At 76.2% G+C, this 21,271-nt stretch carries 22 protein-coding genes and 1 tRNA gene; 8 read left to right on the top strand and 15 right to left on the bottom strand.

Annotation, left to right across the window (positions count from 1 at the left end):
- The first annotated feature begins 19 nt into the window (after positions 1-19).
- The 4 genes from BCF33_RS10130 to BCF33_RS10115 are packed head-to-tail and all read left to right on the top strand — an operon-like array spanning position 20 to position 3,092.
- The gene (locus BCF33_RS10130) at positions 20-1,564 is read left to right on the top strand and encodes a flagellar M-ring protein FliF (RefSeq protein ID WP_106160810.1); all 1,545 of its coding nucleotides are present in this window, start codon (positions 20-22) and stop codon (positions 1,562-1,564) included.
- Positions 1,561-2,142: a FliH/SctL family protein gene (locus BCF33_RS14075; RefSeq protein WP_106160809.1), complete on the top strand. Its 582-nt coding sequence runs from the start codon at positions 1,561-1,563 to the stop codon at positions 2,140-2,142. Before BCF33_RS10130 ends, BCF33_RS14075 begins: the two co-directional genes overlap by 4 nt.
- A complete protein-coding gene (locus BCF33_RS10120; RefSeq protein WP_106160808.1) occupies positions 2,135-2,377 on the top strand; it encodes a FliM/FliN family flagellar motor switch protein in 243 nt (80 codons plus the stop codon). The genes BCF33_RS14075 and BCF33_RS10120 overlap by 8 nt, the downstream gene beginning before the upstream one ends.
- Entirely contained in the window at positions 2,370-3,092 is a 723-nt protein-coding gene (locus BCF33_RS10115) for a flagellar type III secretion system pore protein FliP (RefSeq protein ID WP_106160807.1), read from the top strand. Before BCF33_RS10120 ends, BCF33_RS10115 begins: the two co-directional genes overlap by 8 nt.
- A 507-nt stretch (positions 3,093-3,599) precedes the next feature.
- Here BCF33_RS10115 and BCF33_RS10110 read toward each other — a convergent pair.
- The 5 genes from BCF33_RS10110 to BCF33_RS10090 are packed head-to-tail and all read right to left on the bottom strand — an operon-like array spanning position 3,600 to position 9,124.
- Complete coding sequence (locus tag BCF33_RS10110) at positions 3,600-4,697, bottom strand: flagellar basal body P-ring protein FlgI (RefSeq protein WP_106160806.1); 1,098 nt, start codon at positions 4,695-4,697, stop codon at positions 3,600-3,602.
- Positions 4,694-5,593 (bottom strand): hypothetical protein, encoded by a 900-nt coding sequence (locus BCF33_RS10105; protein WP_106160805.1) that lies wholly within the window; start codon positions 5,591-5,593, stop codon positions 4,694-4,696. Before BCF33_RS10105 ends, BCF33_RS10110 begins: the two co-directional genes overlap by 4 nt.
- A gap of 2 nt (positions 5,594-5,595) precedes the next feature.
- Complete coding sequence (locus BCF33_RS10100) at positions 5,596-7,008, bottom strand: FlgK family flagellar hook-associated protein (RefSeq protein WP_106160804.1); 1,413 nt, start codon at positions 7,006-7,008, stop codon at positions 5,596-5,598.
- A gap of 16 nt (positions 7,009-7,024) precedes the next feature.
- Positions 7,025-8,326 (bottom strand): flagellar hook protein FlgE, encoded by a 1,302-nt coding sequence (locus tag BCF33_RS10095; RefSeq protein WP_106160803.1) that lies wholly within the window; start codon positions 8,324-8,326, stop codon positions 7,025-7,027.
- A gap of 60 nt (positions 8,327-8,386) precedes the next feature.
- Positions 8,387-9,124 (bottom strand): flagellar motor protein MotB, encoded by a 738-nt coding sequence (locus tag BCF33_RS10090; protein ID WP_158259405.1) that lies wholly within the window; start codon positions 9,122-9,124, stop codon positions 8,387-8,389.
- Between the two features lie 215 nt (positions 9,125-9,339).
- On the opposite strand from BCF33_RS10090, the gene BCF33_RS10085 reads away from it, so the two are divergent.
- Entirely contained in the window at positions 9,340-10,248 is a 909-nt protein-coding gene (locus BCF33_RS10085) for a VOC family protein (protein WP_106161570.1), read from the top strand.
- Here the strand turns inward: BCF33_RS10085 and BCF33_RS10080 are convergent.
- The 7 genes from BCF33_RS10080 to BCF33_RS10050 all read right to left on the bottom strand — a co-directional run bounded on the left by BCF33_RS10080 (position 10,233) and on the right by BCF33_RS10050 (position 17,078).
- Positions 10,233-11,132, bottom strand: coding sequence for a 5-oxoprolinase subunit C family protein (locus BCF33_RS10080; RefSeq protein ID WP_106160801.1), 900 nt, complete (start codon positions 11,130-11,132; stop codon positions 10,233-10,235). The genes BCF33_RS10085 and BCF33_RS10080 overlap by 16 nt on opposite strands.
- Positions 11,129-11,812, bottom strand: coding sequence for a 5-oxoprolinase subunit B family protein (locus tag BCF33_RS10075; RefSeq protein ID WP_146132809.1), 684 nt, complete (start codon positions 11,810-11,812; stop codon positions 11,129-11,131). The genes BCF33_RS10080 and BCF33_RS10075 overlap by 4 nt, the downstream gene beginning before the upstream one ends.
- Positions 11,809-12,570 (bottom strand): LamB/YcsF family protein, encoded by a 762-nt coding sequence (locus BCF33_RS10070; RefSeq protein ID WP_106160799.1) that lies wholly within the window; start codon positions 12,568-12,570, stop codon positions 11,809-11,811. The genes BCF33_RS10075 and BCF33_RS10070 overlap by 4 nt, the downstream gene beginning before the upstream one ends.
- A 57-nt stretch (positions 12,571-12,627) precedes the next feature.
- A tRNA-Thr gene (locus tag BCF33_RS10065) sits at positions 12,628-12,703 on the bottom strand.
- A 58-nt stretch (positions 12,704-12,761) separates the two neighbouring features.
- Positions 12,762-14,321 (bottom strand): heme biosynthesis protein HemY, encoded by a 1,560-nt coding sequence (locus BCF33_RS10060; protein WP_106160798.1) that lies wholly within the window; start codon positions 14,319-14,321, stop codon positions 12,762-12,764.
- Between the two features lie 12 nt (positions 14,322-14,333).
- On the bottom strand, positions 14,334-16,337 hold the full coding sequence (locus BCF33_RS10055) for a hypothetical protein (RefSeq protein ID WP_106160797.1): 2,004 nt from the start codon (positions 16,335-16,337) through the stop codon (positions 14,334-14,336).
- A gap of 48 nt (positions 16,338-16,385) precedes the next feature.
- Complete coding sequence (locus BCF33_RS10050) at positions 16,386-17,078, bottom strand: uroporphyrinogen-III synthase (RefSeq protein WP_106160796.1); 693 nt, start codon at positions 17,076-17,078, stop codon at positions 16,386-16,388.
- Between the two features lie 11 nt (positions 17,079-17,089).
- Between BCF33_RS10050 and tsaD the strand changes: the two genes are divergently transcribed.
- The 3 genes from tsaD to BCF33_RS10035 are packed head-to-tail and all read left to right on the top strand — an operon-like array spanning position 17,090 to position 19,566.
- Positions 17,090-18,208: a tRNA (adenosine(37)-N6)-threonylcarbamoyltransferase complex transferase subunit TsaD gene (gene tsaD / locus BCF33_RS10045; RefSeq protein ID WP_106160795.1), complete on the top strand. Its 1,119-nt coding sequence runs from the start codon at positions 17,090-17,092 to the stop codon at positions 18,206-18,208.
- Complete coding sequence (locus BCF33_RS10040) at positions 18,205-19,146, top strand: NAD(P)H-dependent glycerol-3-phosphate dehydrogenase (RefSeq protein WP_106160794.1); 942 nt, start codon at positions 18,205-18,207, stop codon at positions 19,144-19,146. Before tsaD ends, BCF33_RS10040 begins: the two co-directional genes overlap by 4 nt.
- Positions 19,147-19,566 carry an EVE domain-containing protein gene (locus BCF33_RS10035; protein ID WP_106160793.1) on the top strand — a complete coding sequence of 140 codons (420 nt, stop codon included), beginning with the start codon at positions 19,147-19,149 and terminating at the stop codon, positions 19,564-19,566. It begins immediately after the preceding gene.
- A gap of 34 nt (positions 19,567-19,600) precedes the next feature.
- On the opposite strand, the gene BCF33_RS10030 is transcribed toward BCF33_RS10035, so the two are convergent.
- The 3 genes from BCF33_RS10030 to BCF33_RS10020 form a co-directional block, all read right to left on the bottom strand.
- Complete coding sequence (locus BCF33_RS10030; protein ID WP_106160792.1) at positions 19,601-20,326, bottom strand: Crp/Fnr family transcriptional regulator; 726 nt, start codon at positions 20,324-20,326, stop codon at positions 19,601-19,603.
- Between the two features lie 61 nt (positions 20,327-20,387).
- Positions 20,388-20,804, bottom strand: coding sequence for a hypothetical protein (locus BCF33_RS10025; RefSeq protein ID WP_106160791.1), 417 nt, complete (start codon positions 20,802-20,804; stop codon positions 20,388-20,390).
- Between the two features lie 106 nt (positions 20,805-20,910).
- Positions 20,911-21,252 carry a DUF2853 family protein gene (locus tag BCF33_RS10020; RefSeq protein ID WP_106160790.1) on the bottom strand — a complete coding sequence of 114 codons (342 nt, stop codon included), beginning with the start codon at positions 21,250-21,252 and terminating at the stop codon, positions 20,911-20,913.
- Positions 21,253-21,271: the final 19 nt, after the last annotated feature.

The following is a 21,271-nucleotide window of genomic DNA, read 5'->3' as shown; positions in this document are numbered from 1 at the left end:
GAATCGACGGAGGCGCCGGATGGACATCGCGGGATCATGGAACGCCCTGGGGGCGCGGCGCCGGATGGCGGTCGCCGGGGCGGCCGCGCTCGCGACGGTGCTGGCCGTCCTCGCCTTCGCCTGGGGCGGTCCCGCGCCCCGGATGGAGCTTCTCTACGGCGGCCTCGACGAGCGGGCGGCCGGGCAGGTCCTCTCCGGCCTCGAAGCGCGGGGCGTCCCCTACGAGGTGCGCTCGGGCGCGATCTACGTGCCCGGCACGCGGCGCGACGCGCTGCGCCTGCAGCTCGCGGCCGAGGGGCTGCCCGCCGCCGGGCCAGAAGGGTACGAGCTGCTCGACGGCCTCTCCGGCCTCGGCACCACCGACCGCATGTTCGACGCCGCCTACTGGCGCGCCAGGGAAGGCGAGCTCGCGCGCACCATCGCGGCGGCGATGCCCGGGCTCGCGGTGCGCGTCCACCTCGCGGCGGCGCCGGCGCGGGGCCTCGCCCGGCGGGCCGAGCCCTCCGCCTCGGTCAGCCTGACGGGCGGCGCGATGCCCGCCGCGCCCCGCCTGCGCGCGATCCGCCACCTAGTCGCCGCGGCCGTCCCCGGCCTCGATCCCGCGGCCGTCTCGGTCATCGGGCCCGACGGGGTGGTCGTGGACGGCGAGGTCGCGGCCGAAGGCGCGGACGGGCGCGGCGCGGCCATCGCCGCACGCGCCCGGCGCCTGCTGGAGGCGCGCGTCGGCCCCGGCCGCGCCCGGGTCGAGGTCGGCCTCGAGCTGGTGGACGAGGTCGAGACCCTGCTCGAGCGGCGGATAGACCCCGAGAGCCGCACCGTGATCTCGACCGAGACGGAGGAGAGCGAGCGCGAGGGCGGCGCGCCCGGCGGCGCCGTGACCGTCGCGAGCAACCTGCCCGACGGCGACGCCGCGGCCCCCGGGGGCCCGGCCGCGTCCGACAGCCGCCTGCGCTCGCGCACCAACTACGACATCTCCGAGAGCGAGCGACGCGTCGAGCGCGCGCCCGGCGCGATCCGCCGCATGACGGTCGCCGTCCTCGTCGACGAGGCGCGCTCGGCCGACGGCACCCCCGCCCCCCGCACGGCGGAGGAGCTGGAGGCCCTGCGCGCCCTCGTCGCCTCCGCGGCGGGGCTGGACGAGGGCCGGGGCGACGTCCTCGTGCTCCATTCGATGGCCTTCGACGACGCCGGCGCCGGCACCATCGCCGAGGCCGCCGGGGCCCCCGCCGCGCCCCTGCCGCTGGCGCTGATCGTGAAGGCGGGCGCGGCCCTCCTCGCGATCGTCTTCGTGGGCCTCTTCGTCGTGCGCCCGCTGACCCGTTCCCGGCCGGAACCCCTCCCCGCGGGGCCCGCGCCGACCCCTGCGCTGCCTCCCGCCGCGCCCTCGCCGGCCGGCGCCGTGCAGGACACCGTCCCGCTCGAGCCCTCTCGCGCGCCGGTCCCGATCCCGGCTCCGCCGGCCCCCCCACCCGATCCCCGCGTCCTCCTAGGCGAGATCGTCGCGGAACGCCCCGACGAAGGCGTGGCCGTGATCCGCCGCTGGCTCGAGGAGGAGGACGCGTGACCCTGCCGCTGGAGGATTTCTCCGCCGACCCCGACGCCCGCGCGCCCGCCCTGAGCGAGGCCGCCCGCCTCGCCGCGTTCGAGGCCGGCTACGCCGAAGGCTGGGAAGACGCCCTGAAGGACGCGGTCGAGACGCGCGACCGCGTTCGCCGTGCCCTCTCCGCACGGCTCGAGGACCTGTCCTTCACCTACCACGAGGCGCGAGAGGCGACCCTGTCCCAGCTGCGCGAGGTGATCGCGGCGGTGGCGGAGGGGGTGCTGCCCCGGCTGGTCGCCGACGGGTTCGGCGCCCGCCTCGCCGACGCGGCGCTGGGGATGGCGGCCCCGCCCGGGGCCCCGGTGACGATCGCCGTCGCCCCTGCGGAGGCGGCCGCCGTTCGCTCGGTCCTCGAGGCGCCCGAAGCGCTTCGCGTCGACCTCGTCGAGGATCCGGAGCTGGAGATGGGTCAGGCCGTCCTGACGCTCGGCTCGGACGCCCGCCGCATCGACGCCGCCCGCCTCGCCGAGAAGGCGGCCGAGGCCCTGCGCGCCCACCTTTCCGAAGCACTCGACAACCCCAAGGAGGTCGCCGATGGCTGACCGCGCCGCATTCTCCGACATGCCCATCGAGGTCACGATCGCCCTCGGCAACGCCCGCCCCACCCTGGGCGAGCTGATGGCCCTGACCGATGGCAGCGTCCTGCCGCTGGACCGGGGCGTCGAGGATCCCGTCGACCTCTTCGTGGGCGAGCGGCTGATCGGCCGCGGCATCCTCGAGGAGGGGCCCGACGGCGAGGGGCTGCAGGTGCGGCTGGTCGAGGTCTCGGATGATTAGGGGCGCCTTCGCGGCCCTCGCCCTGCTGCTCTCGGCGCAGCCCGCCCTCGCGCAATCCGTCAGCGTCGACTGGGGCGAGGGTGGCCTCGCGGGGACGAGCCTGGGGCTGATCGCGGCGATCACGCTCCTCGGCCTCGTGCCGGGGCTCGCGGTGACGGTGACGTGCTTTCCGTTCGTGGTGACGGTGCTGTCGATCCTGCGGCAAGCCATCGGCCTCCAGCAGTCGCCGCCGAACATGCTGATCGTCACGCTGGCGCTGTTCCTCAGCTGGTTCGTGATGGACCCGGTCCTGACGGCCGCCTGGGAAGGCGGGGTCGCCCCCCTCATCGCCGGCGAGACGAACGCCGAGGAGGCACTTCCGGCGATTACCGGGCCGTTCCGCGACTTCATGGGCGCGCGCGTGGACCCGCCCACGCTCGACCGGCTGTCTGAGCTGCGCGGCACGCCGGTCGGCCCTCCCGAGGTCGCGCCCCTCTCGGTGCTGACGCCCGCCTTCCTCCTCAGCGAGCTGTCGCGCGCCTTCCAGATCGGCTTCCTGATCTTCATCCCCTTCCTCGTGATCGACCTCGTCGTCGCGGCGGTCCTCATGGCGATGGGCATGATGATGGTGCCGCCCGCTATGGTGGCGCTGCCGTTCAAGCTGGCCTTCTTCACGGTGGCCGACGGATGGGTCCTGCTCTCCGAGGCGCTGGTGCGGGGCTACGTGCCGGGCTGAGGGTTCCGGCGAAGGGCCGGGATCGGGCAGGGGGTCGCGGGGCGTCGGATGGGACCGTGCCGCCCGATGCCCCGGGCGGGGGACGGCGTTCGCGCCGAAGCCCGCCGCGCAGGCTATGGCAAGGGGCGACGGGACGGGGCTGCGGGACCAGGTGGCGGGGCCAGGTGACGGGCCACGCCGCCTGGGCGACCGCGCGGGCCGTCCCCGGTCTCGGGCGGCGCAGCCGCCGGCGGGCGTGCGGGGGCGGCGGGAACGAAGTCGGGACCGCGGCCGCCCGCCCGCGCCGCGGCGGCGATCCCGGTGCGCGGCGGGTGCCCCCCAGCCCGCGACCTTCTGCGAGCCGCCCGGCCCTGACCGCCGCGGACTTCGGCACGGCGATCCGTTCCGCCGCCCGACCCGTACCACGGGCACGTGCCCCTCGCCGGGCACGAATCTGCATGCCGGGCGCATGTTCGCGTGACGGACGCCGGCACCGGGACGCCCGGCACCGCCCCGCGGCCGCGCCGCTCAACGGATCACCAGCTCCCCGTGGAGGGCGCCGGCGGCGCTGAGGGTCCGAAGGATGTCGATCATGTGGCGCGGCGCGACGCCGAGGGCGTTCAACCCGGCCACCAGCTCCGCGAGGGAGGCGCCGCCCCCCAGCGTCGCGAGCCCCCCGCCCCCGGCCTCGATCTCGGCGCGGCTGCGGGGCACGACGACCGTCTCGCCAGGGGCGAAGGGATTCGGCTGCACGACCTGCGGCGCCTCCTCGACCGTGACGGTCAGCCCGCCCTGGGCCACCGCCACGGGCGAGATCCGGACGTCCGCCCCCAGCACGATGGTGCCCGACCGCTGGTCGACCACCACGCGCGCGGCCCGCTCGGGCACGAAGGTCAGGTTCTCGATCGCGGCGAGGGTCCGCGCCACGGCGCCCGGGCCGTCCGCGTCGATCCGCACCGCCACCGTGCCGGAGTCTAGCATCCGTGCCGAGCCCGCGCCCAGCGCACCGTCGACCAGCGCCTCGATCCGGCGGGCGGAGGCGAAGTCGGCGTCCCTCAGGGCGAGGCGGACGGTCTCCAGCGCGTCGAGGTCGAAGGCGACCTCCCGCTCGACGCGCGCGCCGCCCGCGATGGTGGCGACCGTCGGGACGCCCTGGGTGACCATGGCGGCGTCGCCGTCCGCGACGACGCCCGCGCCCGTGACGGTGCCCTGCGCCACGGCGTAGACCTGTCCGTCCGCCGCGTTTAGCGGCGTCATCACCAGCGTGCCCCCCATCAGGCTCTCGGCGTCGCCGATGGCCGAGACCGTCACGTCGATCCGCCCGCCGATCCGCGCGAAGGGCGGCAGCTCCGCCGTCACGAGGACGGCCGCGACGTTGCGCGCGCGCAGGTCCTCGCCCACGACGTTGACGCCGAGCCGCTCGAGGACGCTCTGCAGGATTTCCTCTGTGAAGGGGCTGTTGCGCAGCCCGTCCCCGCTGCCGTTCAGGCCGACGACGAGGCCGTATCCCAGAAGGTCGTTCCCGCGCACCCCGTCGAAACGCACCACGTCCTTGAGGCGCACCGACTGCGCCGCCGCCGCCGAGGCGAGCGCGACGAGCGCCAGCACGAGGACGAGCGCCCTCACAGCCGGCTCGCCAGGCTGAGGCGCGCGAGGCGCGCGGTCAGGGCATAGACAGTCTCCAGCTGGCGCTCGGCCTCCTGCAGGGCGGTGGCGGTCGCGAAGGGATCGATGCCCGTCGCCTCCGCGATGACCCGCCGCGCCGCAGCGCCGGCCGCGTCGGCCTCCGATCCTGCACGATCAACCCGCATCTCGATCATCCCGACGCGCCCCGCCAGCTCGGCGGTCGCGCCCTGCCCCGCCAGGGCGGCGGCGGCCGAGCGGCGCAGGTCGGCGTCCGGCGTGACGGCGCCCAGGGCGAGGTCCGCGATCAGCCGGCGCAGGCCGGGGTCGCGCTGCCCGAGGTCGACGACCCCCGCGCCCGAGGACGGCGGAGCGGTCGCCAGGGGACCCGGCCGGATCAGGCCGGCCCCTTCCGCCGCCCCGCCAGGCGCGAGCCAAGCCGCGACGGCGGCGCGTGCCGCCTCCGGATCGGGAACCGCGGCGGCCACCGCGCCCGCGGCGGCGACCAGCGCTTCGACCGACGGCACGAAGCCGCCGGGCGCGGCGCCCCCGGCAAGCGTTCCGGTCCCGTGCGGCGCGTCCAGCCGCGAGAGAAGGCCGTCGAGGGCGGCGCGGATCGCGCCCGGCGATCCGTCGCGGCCGGCCTCCGCGATCTGCGCCCCCGACGCGTCCAGCGCGCCCTGCAGCCCCTCGAGCCGCGTTGCGAAGCGGGCGAGGCGGTCCGCCTCCGCCATGGCGACGCGGTCCCGCCCGGCGGCATGGGATACGGCCGTGCGGTCCGGTCCGGCCAGCGGCCCGGGCGCGCGGCCCGTCGAGAGGGCTTCGGCGTTCTCGGACAACCGGTCGCGCAGCCCCGCGGCGATCCGGTCGGACTGAAGGGCGAAGGGTCCCAGAATCATCTTCAGATCTCCGAAAGGCGCGCGAGCATCGCGTCGATGGCCTGCAGCACGCGAGCGTTCGCGTCGTAGGCCTGCTCGATCAGGATGAGGTCCCGCATCTCGCTGTCGATATCGACGCCGTTGGCGCGGTCCCTCGCCGCGAGCTCCGCCTCGAGTGCGCCGGCCGCGGCGCGGCGCCCTTCGGCGAGGCCGGCGGCGTGAGCGGCCCGGGCGCCGGGCGCGCGGGCGAGCCCGGCGAGATCCGCCGCCCCCGGAGCCGGAGAGGAGAGCGCCGCGCCCCGCGCGGAAAGGAGCGCGCCGTCGGCCGGTCCTGGCGCGGCGGCGCGCAGGCCGTCGCGCAGCCGCCACGGCTCGGCCGAGAGGGCGGGGTCCAGTCGCAGCCGTCCCGCAAGACCCGGATCGGGCGCCGCGCCCACGGGCCCGCCGGCGTCGGAAAGGGGACCGGCATCGCCCGGGGCGGCCGGGTCGGGCCCGCCCGGCCCCAGCCGGCGGGCGAGGTCGGCGGCCACCGCGTCGAGATCGGCCTGAATGTCTGGCAGCACCTCGTCGCGAAGCGCGAAGGCCGCGCCCAGCGCGCCCCCCGCTAGAAGCCCGCCCGCGCCGCCGCCGGTCAGCGCGCGCCCATCCTGCAGCACGTGCCCGAGCGCGCCGCCCGCGACCATCGCGGGGGCGATCCGGGCGGCCGGGGCGAATGTCAGCGGCCGGGGCGCGCCGTCGAGCACGAGATGCCCCGAGGCGGTGGCGAGGGCGACCTGCCCGCCCTCCCGGGGCACCGCGCGCAGGGGCACGATCCCGGCGGCGGCGTCGATCACCTGGCGGCGGCGATCCTCCAGGGCGGCGGTGTCCTGCCCGCGCGCGCCCGCCAGGGCGACCCGCCGGTTGAGGTCCGCGACCTCCTCCAGGGCGGAGTTCAGGCGCCGGGTTCCGTCGGCGATGGCGGCCTCGGCGCGCTCGCGCCCCGTGGCGACGGTCTTCGCCGCGCGGCCCAGGGCGCCGGCCGCCGCGTCGATGGCATCCACCGCGAGCGCCAGGAGGGACGCGTCGCCGGGGTCGGCCGCGGCGTCGTGGAGCGCCGAGGGCACCCGTGCGAGCGCGGCCTCGAGGCCCGAGGGGTCCTCGGGCGCGCCGACCGCCGCCAGCACGTCCTCGGCGGCGGCCAGCAGCCGCTCCTCGGCCGCGGCCGACCCCCGCGCGAGCCGCAGGTCCGTGGCGACTTGCGCGTCGGCCGCGCGCGCCACCCCGGTGACGCGCACCCCGGCGGGGGCGCCACCGGCCTGGGCCGCGGCCAGCCCGAGCGTCCGGCGCCCGTAGCCGGGGGTCGCGGCGTTGGCGACGTTGTCCGAGACGACCTGCGCCGCACGGGCCGCGGCCGCCATCCCGGTTCCCGCATTGGCGAAGGCGCGTGTGATCGACATCGACCGTCTCCCCGGCTCAGCGCTTGATGTTGGTGGTTTCCTGCAGCATCTCGTCCACCGTCTGGATGACCTTGGCGTTGGACGAGTAGGCGCGCTGCGTCTGGATCAGCTGCGTCAGCTCGGCGGCGACGTCGGTGGTGCTTTCCTCCCGGGCGAAGCCGACCATCTCGCCGGTGGGGCCCTCGCCCGCGTTCCAGAGGAAGAACGACCCCGACCCGGCCGAGACCTCGTAGGTCTGGTTGTCGCCGACCGTCAGCGCGTTGGGATTGGGGACGTCGGCCACGGGGATCTGGTAGATCGCCCGGGTGAAGCCGGTATCGTAGACGGCCGACATGATGCCGGCGCCGTCCACCTCCACGTCGACGAGGTTGCCGACCGGCGCGCCGTTCTTCGAGATGCCGTCCGCCGAGAAGCTGTTGGAGAGCTGCGTCAGCCGCGACAGCTGCCCGAACCGCCCGATGTCCAGGTCGATCGGCCCGCCCGCCACGGTCAGCGGGATCACCCCCGTCCGCGGATCGTAGGCCGCGCCCGAGACGGCCGTGACGTCCAGCAGCGCGCCGCCGTTCGCGCGCGAGGGGTCGAACTCGACCGTGTACTCGGCGATCCGCGCGTCCGCCTGGGCGCCGTCGCGGACGGTCATCGTCCAGGTGTTGCTGGCGCCCGCCGCGGGGACGGAAGGGGTGAAGGTCACGTTGAGTCGCTGCGACGCGCCTAGGTTGTCGAAATACTCGACAGCGGTGCTCTGCGCGGCGCCGGGCGCGCCGGCGATGGTCTGCGTGGCCGGCAGGTTCACACCCAGCTCGATCCGGCTCGTCGCCAGCCCCTCGAGCCGGCGGACGTCGACCTGGATCGGCTCGAGCGAGGCGACCGTGTCGCGCGGGAAGGCGCCGATGTTGCCGTCCCCGTCGGCCGGCCATCCCATCAGGACGAGGCCGGAGGGCGATGTCAGGAAGCCGCGGTCGTCGGGCCGGAAGCTGCCCGTGGGCGTCAGCGACAGGCGCTGCGAGCCGCCGTTCGCCACGTCCGTCACGGTCGTCACCGGCAGCATCCCCCGCCCCGAGATCGCGAGGTCGGTCGGGTTCGAGGTGCCCGTCAGCGTCCCCCTCTCGTCGATCAGGCGGATCGTACTCGTCCGCACGCCGCCGGCGGCGTAGCGCCCGCCGCTGCGCCCGTCGATCACGATGGAGTGGAAGTCCGTCTCCGCGCGCCGATAGCCGTAGGTGCCGGAGTTCGCGATGTTGTCCGAGATCGTCGAGAGGCGCTGGGCGTTGGCGTTCAGGCCGGAGACGCCCGCGTTCAGGGAGGAGGAGATGCTCATGTCGGGGCCTTCCGAAGGAGGGATTCGGCGCCACCCTAGCGGGGCGATCTTAACGGCGGCCTAACGGCGCCCCTCGGGGACGAGGACGACGACCGCGACCAGCGCCTCGCGCCCCCGGCGCGCGGCCAGCCGCACGGTCCGGGCGGGATCGAGGCCGCCGGCCTCCAGGCCCGCCCGGACCCGCGCGGCGCGCGCGGCGCCGTCCTGCCAGCGCTCCGTGCCGATCACGTCGACCGCCACCGCGTTGCGCACGAGGCCCAGCATCTCGCCTATGGTGGCGGTCAGGCGCAGAAGGTCCGGCGTCGGCGCGCCTTCCGCGAAGAGCGGGCGGCCCGGCGCGTCGCGAAGCTCAATCGACAGGCCCTCGTCGGTCCTGCGCAGGCTGACATGGCGCAGGATCGGGTCGGCCTCGGCCTGCTCGCCCCCCGCGCCGAGAAGGGCCGACAGCTCCTCCTCCAGGGCGTCGGCCGCCTCGGGCGCGCGCAGGGGGGCGGTGCCGCCCGGGATGCCGCCGCCATTCTCGGGCAGGACGTCGCCCGCCACGGGGCTGTCGCCGCCGAACGCGCCCGCGCCGCCCCCCGACACGCGGCTCAGCGGGATCTCGGGCGCGAAGTAGTCGGCGAGGCCCTTGCGCTGGCTCTCCGTCGTGGCGTTCAGCAGCCACATCAGCATGAAGAACGCCATCATCGCCGTCACGAAGTCCGCATAGGCGACCTTCCACGCGCCGCCATGGTGCCCGCCGCCCGCGACCACCTTCCTGCGCTTCACGATCAACGGCCTGTTCGCGCCGTCCGCCATGTGCCCGCACCTCCCGCAAGGCCTTCGCGGCGGGATATGCCCCCCCGAACGTGAAGGAGAGGTTGAGGTCCGGCTTCGACGACAAAGGCCGCGTTGCCGCCGCATTCGTGCGGACGCGAACGGACGCCGTGCGCGGGCACGGCTTGGCCGCGGGGCCGCACGCCCCCACGTCCCCGCCAAGCCCCGGCAGGGGCAAGACCACGGGAGACGACATGATGATCGACGAGATCAAGGGCCTGCACCACGTCACTTCGATGGCGTCGGACGCCCGCGCCAACAACGCCTTCTTCACCGGCCCCCTGGGGCTGCGGCGGGTGAAGAAGACGGTCAACTTCGATGCGCCGGAGGTCTACCACCTCTACTACGGCGACGAGGCCGGGACGCCCGGCAGCGTGATGACCTACTTCCCCTTTCCCGGCATGAAGCGCGCCCCGAGGGGCACGGGCGAGGTCGGCACGACCGTCTTCTCAGTGCCCGAAGGCTCCCTCGGCTGGTGGAGGGAGCGGATCGGAGGCGAGGAGGAGGAGAGCTTCGGCCAGCGGCGGCTCGGCTTCGACGGCCCCGACGGCGAGCGGTTCGCCCTGGTCGAGGACGCGGGCGACGATCGCGCGCCCTGGACGGCGGACGTGCCCGCGGACCAGGCGATCCGGGGCTTCCACTCCGCCTCCATGCGGGTGCGCGACGGCGGCGCCACGGGCGAGCTCCTGCGCTTCATGGGCTATGAGGAGGAGGGGCGCGACGGCGCGACGACCCGCTTCGTCATGCCCGGCGGCAACGGCGCGGACCGGATCGACGTCGAGACCCTGCCCGGCGCGGCGGAGGCGGGCCAGGGCGCGGGCTCCGTCCACCACATCGCCTTCGCCACCCCCGACCGCGCCTCGCAGCTCGAGGTCAGGAAGGCGCTGCTCGACACAGGATACCAGGTGACGCCGGTGATCGACCGCGACTACTTCTGGGCGATCTACTTCCGCACCCCCGGCGGCGTCCTCTTCGAGGTCGCCACGAACGAGCCGGGCTTCGACCGGGACGAGGACGCCGCCCATCTGGGCGAGGCGCTGAAGCTGCCCGCCCAGCACGAGCACCTGCGCCCCGCGCTCGAGCGGCACCTTCAGCCGATCGGGTGATCCCCCTCCCGGACGAGGGCGACGCCCTCCTTCGGGGTGACGGCGCGGAAGCGCACCCGATCGCCGGGCCTGAGCTGGGCGAAGCGGCCATGGTCGGCCGCGACCATGACGGCGATCTTGGGGTAGCCGGCGGCGGTCTGATGGTCCGCCGCCAGCACCGTGACCCGCCCCTCGCCGTTCACCTGCACCGCGCCCCGCACCAACGGCTCGGACGGGATGGAGAGGGCGCCGTCCGGCCTGACGGGCGGGCCGTCGAGGCCCATGCCCATCCGGTCCCCCCGCGCCGTGGCCCGCCATTCGGCGGAGAGGAGCGTCCCGATCGCCTCCGGGGGGAAGTGGCGGTCCTGCGGGCCGAGGACCAGGCGGAAAGGCCCCGCCGGCCGCTCGGGCACGGGTATGGGGCCCTGCGCCGCGTAGTCGATCCGCGGCGCGCCGAACCGCAGCAGCATCCCCGCCTCTAGCACCCCGCCCCCCAGCCCGGAGGAGACGTGGGTCGCCGCGCTGCCCTGCCAGAGCGGCGCGTCGAAGCCCCCCGGTGCGCCGAGATAGGCCCAGGCCCCGCCCCGCCGCGCGGGGGCGATCCGCACCACGTCGCCGGGAAAGGCCCCGAAGGCGCAGGGCGCGGAGACGTCCAGCCCGTTCCGCCGAACCTCGAAGCCCCCGCCCGCCACGGCAAGGGTGCAGGGCGCCCCCTCGACCGCGAACTCCAGCCCCCCGAGCGAGACCTCGATCGCCGGCCCCGGCCCGACGGCGCGGCGCAGCGCGGCCAGCCCGCCGGGGTCCATCGGGCCCGAGGCCGGCACGCCCCAGCGCATCCGGCCCGGCCGCCCCTCGTCGCAGATCGTGACCACGGCCCCCACGGCCCGCACGCGCAGACCGCTCAAGACGGCATCTCCGCCGCCGGGATCGCGCGAAAGCGCACCGCGTCCCCCGGCGAGAGGGGCGAGACGCCCTCCGCCTCGGGCAGGAGCAGCTTCATGGGCGAGCGGCCGATCCGCCACCAGCCCGCCGGCAGGTCCAGCGTCATCACCAGCGCCTGCGCACCCGCGACGATTACCGACCCGCGCGCCACCGAAGGCACGGGCGCGGACTTGCGCGGCAGGCGCAGCGCCTCGGGCAGCCCGGCGAGGTAGGCGTAGCCCGGCGCGAATCCCAGCATCGCGACCTCGAAGGTCGCCGCGCAGAACGTCGCGATCACCTCCTCCTCGGCGAGGCCCGTTCGCGCCGCCACCTCCGAGAGGTCCGGCGCGTAGCCGTTCGCGGGGCAGAACGGGATCTCCCACTCCTTCGGCGCGGGCGCGCGCCCGCCCGCCGGGGCCATCGCGTCGATGAAGGCGGCGACCCCTTCGTGGTCGGTCGCGAGGGGGTCGAACACGATCAGAAGCGCGACGTAGGAAGGGACCGCCTCCAGCAGCCAGCCGGGCGCCGCCGCCCCCAGCGCGGCATCCGCGGCGCGCACCGCCTCGCGCGCGGCGCGATCCTCGGCGTCCGCGCCGAAGGTCAGGAGAAGGCCCCGCTCGCCCATCGGGTCGCGGCGGGCGGCCCGCCAAGGTCGCCCCGTCACGCGGCGGCCACGCGCCAGCCCGCGCCTTCCAGGCGCTCGCGCAGCAGGCGGGCGGCGGCGACGGCGCCGGGGGTATCGCCGTGGACGCAGATCGACCCGGCGGCCATCGAGACCGTCCCGCCCTCCACCGTCGGCATCTGGCCGGTCCGAAGGAAGCCCAGCATGCGCTCGGCCTCCTCCTCCGCGTCGGTCAGCAGCGCGCCAGGCGTGCCGCGCGGCGCCAGAAGGCCCGACGCCGCATAGCCCCGGTCGAGGAACACCTCCGCCACGTGGGGCGCGCCCTCGGCCGCGGCGACCCGCTCCTGCGCGGTGCCGGCGATGGCCATCAGCACCGCGCCCGTCCCAAGGGCGGCCCGCGCGCCCCGCAGCACGGCGCGGGCGACCTCCTCGTCCTCGGCCGCCCAGTTGCCGAGCGCGCCATGCGCCTTCACGTACTCGACCCGCGCGCCCTCCAGGGCCGCCACGGCCACGAGGGCGCCGGTCTGCGCGGCGACCGTCTCGGTCACCTCGTCCATGGTGAAGGGCAGCCGCCGGCGCCCGAAGCCGACCTTGTCGGGAAAGCCCGGATGCGCCCCGATCCGCACGCCGTGCCGCTGCGCCAGCCGCACGGTCGCGCGCATGGTGGCGGGGTCGCTCGCATGGCCGCCCGCCGCGACGTTCGCCGAGGACAGGAGCGGCATCAGCCCCTCGTCTTCCGTCAGCCGCCAGGGTCCGAACCCTTCGCCGAGGTCCGCGTTCAGGTCTATGCGCCGTTCCATGCGCGGGACCCTAGGCCCGATCCGCGCCGGATGGAAAGCGCCGCCGCCCGGGAAAGGTGGTGCCGGTGATAGGACTCGAACCTACGACCCCATCATTACGAATGACGTGCTCTACCAGCTGAGCTACACCGGCCACCGGCGCGCCCTCTAGCGCGCGCGCGGGACGGGCGAAACCCCCTTTTCGGGCCATCTCACCCGGTCCGCGTCTCGCCCGGGGCGGGGTTGGCCGGCTCCTGCGGCGGGGGGTCGCCCACCTCCTCGGCCGGTGCGGCCCCCGGGCCGCCCGGGGGCGGCATCCCGGCGTCGTCCGCCGTCTCCACCACCTCCGGGCCCCGTATCAGCGCGTCGGTCTCGCCGGTCTCGCCCATGGGGGCATCCTCGGGCGCGCCGACCAGCAGGGGCAGCATCCCCGCCCCGCCGGGCAGGGTCATCTCCGCCTGCGGCGGCACCGTCCAGGCGAGGCTGTCGAAGGCGCCGCAGTTCTCGCAGACCGGCTGCCACTCGGCATGGATCGTGTGGCACACGTCGCAGACCCATTGCGGCCCGCGGGACGCCGTCACCGCCCGCGCCAGCCAGGCCCGCACCACCGCGTCCGAGGCGCCCTCGCCTCGCTCGATGGCCGCCATGAGGGTGAGGCTGCGCGCGGTCGGCCCGGTCGTCGGCAGATCCCCGAGGGCCCGGCGCGCGGCCGGGAAATCCTCCGCCGCGAGGTAGAGCTCGGCCAGGAGCATCCGCGTCTCCGGGTGCTCGGGCCGCGCGGCCGTCAGCACGCGGAAGCGCTTGATCCGCTCCTGCGGGGATTCGTCCGGCGCGATCTCGGCGAAGGCGGCGGCGAGGTCCGGATGGGGCTGCGCCTCCCAGGCCCGGCGAAGAACGCGCACCGCGTATTTCGGCTTGCCGTCCGCGATGTAGGCCCGCGCCGCGGCGGCCGCGGCGGGCACGAGGTCGGGCGAGAGGCGGTTCGCCTCGATCGCGGCCTCCCGCTCGCCGATCCCGCCCTCCAGGACCCCCCGGACGTCGGCCAGCGCCAGGACCGCGTCGCGGCGGGTGTGCAGGTCGCGCGGCATGTTTCCCGCGCGCAGCTTCGCGGCCAGCGTCTGCCGCGCGCCGGCCCAGTCGCCCTCCGCCGTCTGCAGCTTGAGGAGCGTGTCCTGCACCTCCTCGTTCCGGGGGCGCATCTCGAAGGCCCGGTCCGCCAGCTTCCGCGCCGTCGCGACGTCGCCCTCCAGAAGTCGCTGGCGCATCACGCCCCGCACGCCCGCGAAGCGCGTCCGGTCCATCTCGATCAGGCGGCGATAGGCGTCCTCGGCGCGGCGGCGGTCGCCCGCGACCTCCGCGGCCTGCGCCGTCAGCAGGCCCGTCAGCGCCGGCCGGTTCAGCAGCCGCTCTGCCTTCTGCGCGCTGGCCACGGCCTGCCTGCCCTCGCCCGACGCCATCGCCATCAGCGTCGCCTCCGCGGCGTCGAGGCCCCTCTTCTGACGGTTGCCGTCGAAGTAGCGGCTGATCGCGGTGTCGTCCCCGTTCAGGAAGCGCACCGTGGCGGCCAGCAGCCCGACGAGCTTGAAGATCAGCCACAGCGCCAACGCGAGCAGCAGCAGCGCGATCGCCGCCTGCAACGGGCCCAGCGCGACCTCGTAGCCCGCGAAGGCCACGATCATCCCCCCCTCGGCCTGCGTCAGCCAGCCGGCGGCGTATGTCAGCAAGAGGACGACCCCGATGAAGAGGAGGATCTTGACGAGCGACCAGAGCATCCGCGGCCCTTCCTATTGGATTCCGATGGCGGAGGACATCTCCTCCGCCGCAGCCAGCGTCGCGACCCGGTCCTCCGCGAGGCCGACCCAGGCGGCGAGGGGCGCGCGCACGCCGCCGTCCAGCGCCCCGATCTCCCGCAGGGCGCGCGCGATGTCGCCGTCGTCCACCGCCGCCTGCGCGCGGCTGAGGACGGCGTCGGGGTCGGTCCCGGGCCGCGGCTCGACCGAGCGCAGGCCGATCTGGCGCGAGAGGAAGCCCAGAGCGGGGCTCGTGCCCTCGGGCGTGGGCGCCGCCGCGAGCGCGCGGCGGGCGGCGGGCGCGAAGCCTTGCCGCAGGGTCGTCAGCGTGGCGACGCCGGTGCTCGCGTTCCGCTCCAGGGGTTCGGGCACGGGAACCGCCGCGAGCGCGCGCAGATCGGCCAGCGCCTCGCGATAGGGCCTGCCGGCGACCAGCTCCGCCTCGACGCGCCCCAGCGCGGCGCGCGCCTCGGCGGCGCGGGCGGCGGCCTCGGCCTGTCGACGCTGCCGGTCGGCCTCCGCGGTGATCGCGGCCTCGCGCCCGGCTATGTCGGCGCGGATCGCCTCGACCCCCGACAGCGCCTCGTCCGCTGTGCCGGCGACCCGGTCGAGACGGCCCGACGCCCCCTCCAGCCGCTCGCCGAGCCCCCCCAGGCGCCCGTCCAGCCTGTCCAGCCGCCCCTCGGCCTCGTCCGTGCGCCCCCCGAGGTCGTCCAAGCGGCCTTCGGCCGTCTCCACGCGCGCGCCGAGCCCGTCGAGCCGCTCGGCCGTCCGGTCGACCCGCCCGCCGAGGTCCTCCAGGCGCGAGTCGGTCCCGCCGGCACGCTCCCGAAGGCCTTCCAGCTCGTCCCGCAGGTCGCCGACCGTGCCGCGAAGCTGCGCCACGGCGCCCGCGCTGGCGAGGGCGGCATCCCCTTCGAGATCGGCGAGAGAGGCGTCCGCCGCGTCGCCCGGGCGCGCCACGGGCGCGGCGGCGAGCTCGCCGATCGTCGCCTCCAGCGCGTCGAGCCGCCCCGCGAGCGCGGCCTCCACCTCCGCGAGCCGCCCGTCCGTGCCGGCGGCGCCCTCCTCCATGGCCACGATGCGGCCCTCCGTGCCCGCCGCGCCGTCCTCCAGCGCCGCGATGCGGCCTTCGGCGCCCGCCGCTCCCTCCTCTAGCGCGGCGGCGCGGCCGAGCAGGACCGCTATCCGGGGGTCGGGCTCGGGCGCGGCGGCCGCGGCCTCCACCGCGTCGGAGAGGACGAGGGCATCGGCCCGCAGATCCTCCACCTCGCCCTCCTGGGCGGCGAGCGCGGCCTCCAGCGTCTCGATCCGGTCCTCCGCCAGGGCGAGCGTCCGGCCCTCGCCCCGCTCCTCGAGAAGGAGCCACCCCCCCGCGAGGGCGAGCGCGGCACCGATCAGCCCGCCGAGGAAGGCGGAGCCGAACCCGCCGCCGCCGCTCCGGCCCGCAGGCTCAGGCGGGGGGCCGGCGGGCGGCGCGGCCGCCGGGCCGGGATCGCGTCCGTCCTCGCCGGCCTGCGTGACGCGCGGGCCGTCCAGAGGGTCGTCCCCGGACGCATCGGCCCCGGCCGCCCCCGGCGTCGTCTCCGGCGGGGGCAGCGCGGCGGCCTCGTCGGGCGCGATGCCGATGACTGGGCCGCTTCCCTCGTGGGGCGGCTCCCGCTCCGTGCGGGGATCGCCCCCCACCGGCACCAAGTCGCCGGCGGACGCGGGGTCACCCTCCTCCGCCAGACCTCGGGGCAGACCTTGGGGCGGGCCCTCGGGCGCGTCGCCCTCGTCCGTAGCGGCGTCCGGCACGGCCTCCACCTCGGAGGCGCCGACCTCCTCCGGCGCCCGCCCCTCGCCCGGGTCGGCGTCGGGGGTCGCCTCGACCTCGGACGCGCCCTCCACGGGCCCATCGGGGCCCGCGGCCCCCGCGTCGACGACCTCGGCCTCCTCGGCCGAAGGGTCTATCCTCGGGGTGCCGGCCTTCGCCGAGCGGCTCCTCTTTCGCGCCATGCCTTCTCGATCCCCCCGTCCGCGGGCCGGCCGCGGCCCCGATCCGTGCTACCGCCCCCCCGCCCCGCCCACAAGAAGCGGCGCCGCGGCCTCGGCGAGCGACGCCAGCTCGGGCCGGTCCGCGACGGCGGCCACGGGGCGGCCCCAGGCCTCGGCCACGGCCCTGCTCAGGGCCACAATGTGCAAGGGCGCGCAGGCGTTCCCCGCAAGGGCCGCGAAATGCGCCGCCGCCCGCGGCGACAGGAGCGGCACCACCAGGGGTGCCGCCCCCCGGAGCGCGCGGCGCGCCTCCTCCGGCGGCTCGAGGAGGGGCTGGTCGTAGGCCACCACCTCCGACGCCTCGCGGCCGCCGCCGCGCAGGAGGGCGGCCACCTCCGCACGCGCATGGCGCCCCCGGACGTGGAGGAACGGCCCCGGCACGGGGGGCGCCCGCAGGATCGCCGCGACGAGCGAGGCCGCGTCGCCCTCCCCCTCCCGCGCGTCCCAACCGGCCGCGCGCGCGACCTCCGCGGTGTGCGGGCCCACCCCCCATGCCGGGCCGGCGCCCCCGGGGACGGACCGCACGCCCTTCGCGCTGGTGAAGACCGGGACCGCCCCCTCAGGCACGAGGACGCCGCCGGTCGGCCGAAAGCCGATCAGCGGGCAGGGCACCGCCCTCCAGCCGCCGGGGGCGAGGGCGCGGAACGCCCGCTCCAGCCTCGGGCCGTCCCCGCCCTCGCGGGTGTTCAGCAGATCGGGCAAGGCTTCTCCGCATGGACCGGCATTCCGGGCGGTGCTACCGCCGCCGCGTGGACTTCCGCAACGCCCCCCTCACCGTCCTCGGCATCGAGGCCTCCTGCGACGACACCGCCGCGGCCCTCGTCCGGCACGTCCCCGGCGCGGCGCCCGTCATCCTCTCGAACGTCGTCGCCGGGCAGGACGCGCTGCACGAGGGCTTCGGCGGCGTCGTCCCCGAGATCGCCGCCCGCGCCCATGCCGAGGCGCTGGACCTGACGGTGGAGAAGGCGCTGGAGGGGCGCGGCCTTCGCGTCGTCGACGCGGTCGCGGTGACCGCGGGGCCCGGCCTGATCGGCGGGGTCGTCGCCGGGGTGATGCTGGCCAAGGGCATCGCCGCGGGGGCCGGGCTGCCGCTCGTCGGGGTCAACCACCTCGCGGGGCACGCGCTGACGCCGCGGCTGACGGACGGCCTCTCCTTTCCCTACCTGATGCTCCTCGTCTCGGGGGGGCACTGCCAGTTCCTCCTCGTGCGGGGCGAGGGCGACCACCGCCGCCTCGGCGGCACCATCGACGACGCGCCCGGCGAGGCCTTCGACAAGACCGCCCGCCTCCTCGGGCTTCCCATGCCCGGCGGCCCGGCGGTCGAGCGCGAGGCCGCGCGCGGCACGCCCCGCATCGCCCTGCCCCGCCCCCTCCTCGGCCGCGAGGGGTGCGACCTCTCCTTCTCGGGCCTCAAGACGGCCGTGCTGCGCGCGCGCGGCGACCTCGCCCCGGACGGCGCGCTGCGCGAGGGCGACCGCGCCGACCTCTGCGCCTCGTTCCAGGCTGCGGTGACCGAGGTCCTGGCCGAGAAGTCGCGCCGCGCCCTTCGCGCCGCGGGCCCCGTGACGGCCTTCGCCGTCGCGGGGGGCGTCGCGGCCAACGGCGCGATCCGCGCCGCGCTGGAGGGGGTCGCCGCCGAGGCCGGCACGCCCTTCGCCGCCCCGCCGCCGCCGCTGTGCACGGACAACGGCGCGATGATCGCCTGGGCGGGGATCGAGGCGCTGCGGCAGGGCCGGCGGGACGACCTGACGCTCGCCGCGCGGCCGCGCTGGCCGCTCGACGAGGCGGCGGCGCCCATGCTGGGATCGGGCAAGAGGGGGGCCAAGGCATGATCGCCGTGCTCGGCGCGGGGGCCTTCGGCACCGCCATGGCCATCGCCCTCGCCCGCAGCCACGACGTCGCCCTCGTGGCCCGTTCCGGCGCGGAGGGGATGGCGCGGTCCCGCCAGAGCGTCGGCAAGCTGCCGGGCCTGCGCCTGCCGGATCGTTTATGGCCCGTTAAGGTATTGCCCATGGGCAACTTTCCCGTCCTCGTCGCCGTCCCGACCCAGCACCTGCGCACGGCGCTGGAGGGCAACGCGGACGCCCTGGCCGGCCGGCCGGTCGTGGCCCTCTGCAAGGGGATCGAGCGCGGCACCCTCGCCGGCCCCACCGCCGTCATCGCCGATGCCGTGCCGGACGCCCGGCCCGCGATCCTCTCGGGCCCGTCCTTTGCCGCGGACATCGCGCGGGGCCTGCCCACGGCGCTGACCCTCGCCTCGCGGGAGGATGCCGGGGGGCTTCGCGACGCCCTCTCCGCGCCGACCGTCCGCCTCTACTCGACCGACGACGTGACGGGGGTCGAGCTGGGGGGCGCGCTGAAGAACGTGACCGCCATCGCCTGCGGCGCCGCCGTCGGCGCGGGGCTGGGCGAGTCGGCGCGCGCCGCCCTCCTGACGCGGGGCTTCGCGGAGACCACGCGCCTCGCGGTCGCCCTCGGCGCCGATCCCGCGACGCTGACGGGGCTGTCGGGCCTGGGGGACCTCGCGCTGACCTGCGGCTCGGACCTCTCGCGCAACCTCCGCCACGGGATCGCCCTCGGGCGGGGCGAGACGCCGGAGGGGGGCGTGACGGTGGAAGGGGCGCTGACCGCGCAGGCCGCGCTGGAGGTGGCGCGTCGCGAGGGGGTCGAGATGCCCATCGCCGCGACCGTCGCCGCCCTCGTCGCCGGCGAGACCGACGTGCCGGGCGCCCTGCGCGCGCTTCTGGGCCGCCCCCTGAAGGAGGAATAGATGCGCTACTGGCTCTTCAAGTCGGAGCCCTCGACCTGGTCCTGGGACCAGCAGGTCGCCAGGGGCGAGGCGGGCGAGGAATGGGACGGGGTCCGCAACTACGCCGCGCGCAACAACATGCGCGCGATGCGCGCGGGCGACCTGGGGTTCTTCTACCATTCGCAGACGGAGAAGGCCGTGGTCGGCATCGTCGAGGTCATCGCAGAGGCCCATCCCGACAGCACCACGGACGACGAGCGGTGGGAATGCGTCGACCTTCGCGCCGTGGAGGCGATGCCCGTCCCCGTGACCCTGGCCGACATCAAGGCGCGCGAGGAGCTCGCGGACATGGCGCTCGTCCGGCAGTCGCGCCTGTCGGTCTCGGAGGTCACCGAGGAGGAATGGCGCATCGTCAACGCCATGGGCGGGCGGGACGGCTGACGCGGGGGCCCGCCCTGCCCCTGATCCATGCCGGTCAGCGCGCCGCCCGCACCAGCTCGAGATAGCCGCCGGTCCAGCCGCAGCGCGCCGCGAGGGCCGCGGGGTCGGGCAGCGTCACGCGGCCCTCGCGCCAGATCAGGAGGCCTTCGGCACGAAGCGCCTGCACCGCCCGGTTCAGGTGGACGGGCGAGTAGCCCAGCACCTCCGCCAGCTTCTTCTGGGCGAGCGGCATCGCGAAGCCGTCCCCCTCGACCAGCCCCACCGCGCCGAGGCGGGCGTGGAGCTCGCACATGAGGTGAGCGATCCGGTCGGGGGCCTGCAAGGTGGTGCGCGCGAAGAGCCAGGCGCGATACACCGCGGCGTCGATCAGCGTCGTGAGCCAGAGGAGGCGGGTCAGATGCGCGTCCTTCCCGAGGATTCCGCGCAGCGCGTCGGCCTGGACGAACTCCATGGTGATGGGCCCGGCGGCCACCACGTCGTGGTCCAGCCGCTCGAGTAGGAGGCTGGGCAGGTCCACGAAGTCCCCAGGCACGTTGAGCGCGCCGACGATGCGCCCGCCGTCCCTGAGGGGGTGGGACGTCAGCGTCATGCCCGACACGAGAAGGCAGCACGTCGCCTGGGCGGGTCCGGCCTGGATCACGGTCGCGCCGCCCGGAAAGCTCCGCCGGCCCACGGGGATCGCGGCGAGGGCGGCGCGATCGGCGTCCGTCAGCGTGTCGCGGCGCGCGAGGAACATCTCCAGAAGCTTCGACGAGCCCATCGCGTTCCCCCCGAAGGGACTAAGCGGCGCGGGCCGCCGAGGGTTCCGGCCGGCGCCGCCGCTAGAGGGTCGCGACGGCGATACCCCGCGCCCGAAGCTGATCGGCGAAGACGCGCGTGTCCGGCAGGATGCGCGGCGGGATGCGCCGCACGGCGCCGCCACAGAAGACGAGGTGGACCTCGCGGCCGCCCGCGCCCCAGCCGATGTCGACGCGGCGGATCGCCTCCAGCGGCCACTCGACGCGGCGGCCCCGCGCCCGCATCCGCAGCGCCCGGTCGTCCAGCACGTAGCCCGAGGGCCGCAGGAGGAGGGCCGCGGCCACCGCCCCGAGGAGCGTGGGCACCGCCACGGCCGGATCGACGAGGCCCCCCAGCGGCGCGGCGCCCGACACGGCCGTCGGGGTGAGGGTCATGCCGGCGCCGAGCGCGATCCAGGCGCGCCAGGTGTCGAGCCTCGATTCGTGCCGCGCCTCGGGCATCCGTCCCGTCCTCCCGACCGTCCCGGGGCGGAGTTGCCCCACCCTCGGGGCGAGGATTGGGCCGGATCGGGAAACAAACGGGGCCGTTCCCGTTCGGCCGCCCTGATCAGCGGAACGCGCCCTCCTTCCCGAAATGCTTGACGAGGAGGTAGTAGAGCACCGGCCGGTACTTCGAGCGGTTGTCGCGCCCATAGGTGCGGATCGCCTGCTGGATGCCGCCCATGAGATGCTCGTCGTCCGGCAGTCCCAGCTTGCCGATCAGGAAGTCGTCCCTGACGGCGTCCAGCTCGCCCGTGTCGGAGGTCGACACCGTCTCGCTATCGCGGCGGTAGATCGACGGGCCGCAGGCGATGGTGACCTCGCGCAGAAGGTCGAGGTCCGGCTCGATCCCGACCTTCTCGCGCAGGTCCCTGGCATATTTCTCGACGTGCTCTTCGCGCTTGCTCATGGGTCCCTCGCCCTTGGGT

It is taken from the genome of Hasllibacter halocynthiae (assembly GCF_003003095.1).
In the GTDB taxonomy this organism is placed as follows: Bacteria; Pseudomonadota; Alphaproteobacteria; order Rhodobacterales; family Rhodobacteraceae; genus Hasllibacter; species Hasllibacter halocynthiae.
The sequence above is the reverse complement of the archived record's forward strand: the minus strand, read 5'-3'. Positions and strand labels throughout refer to the sequence as shown.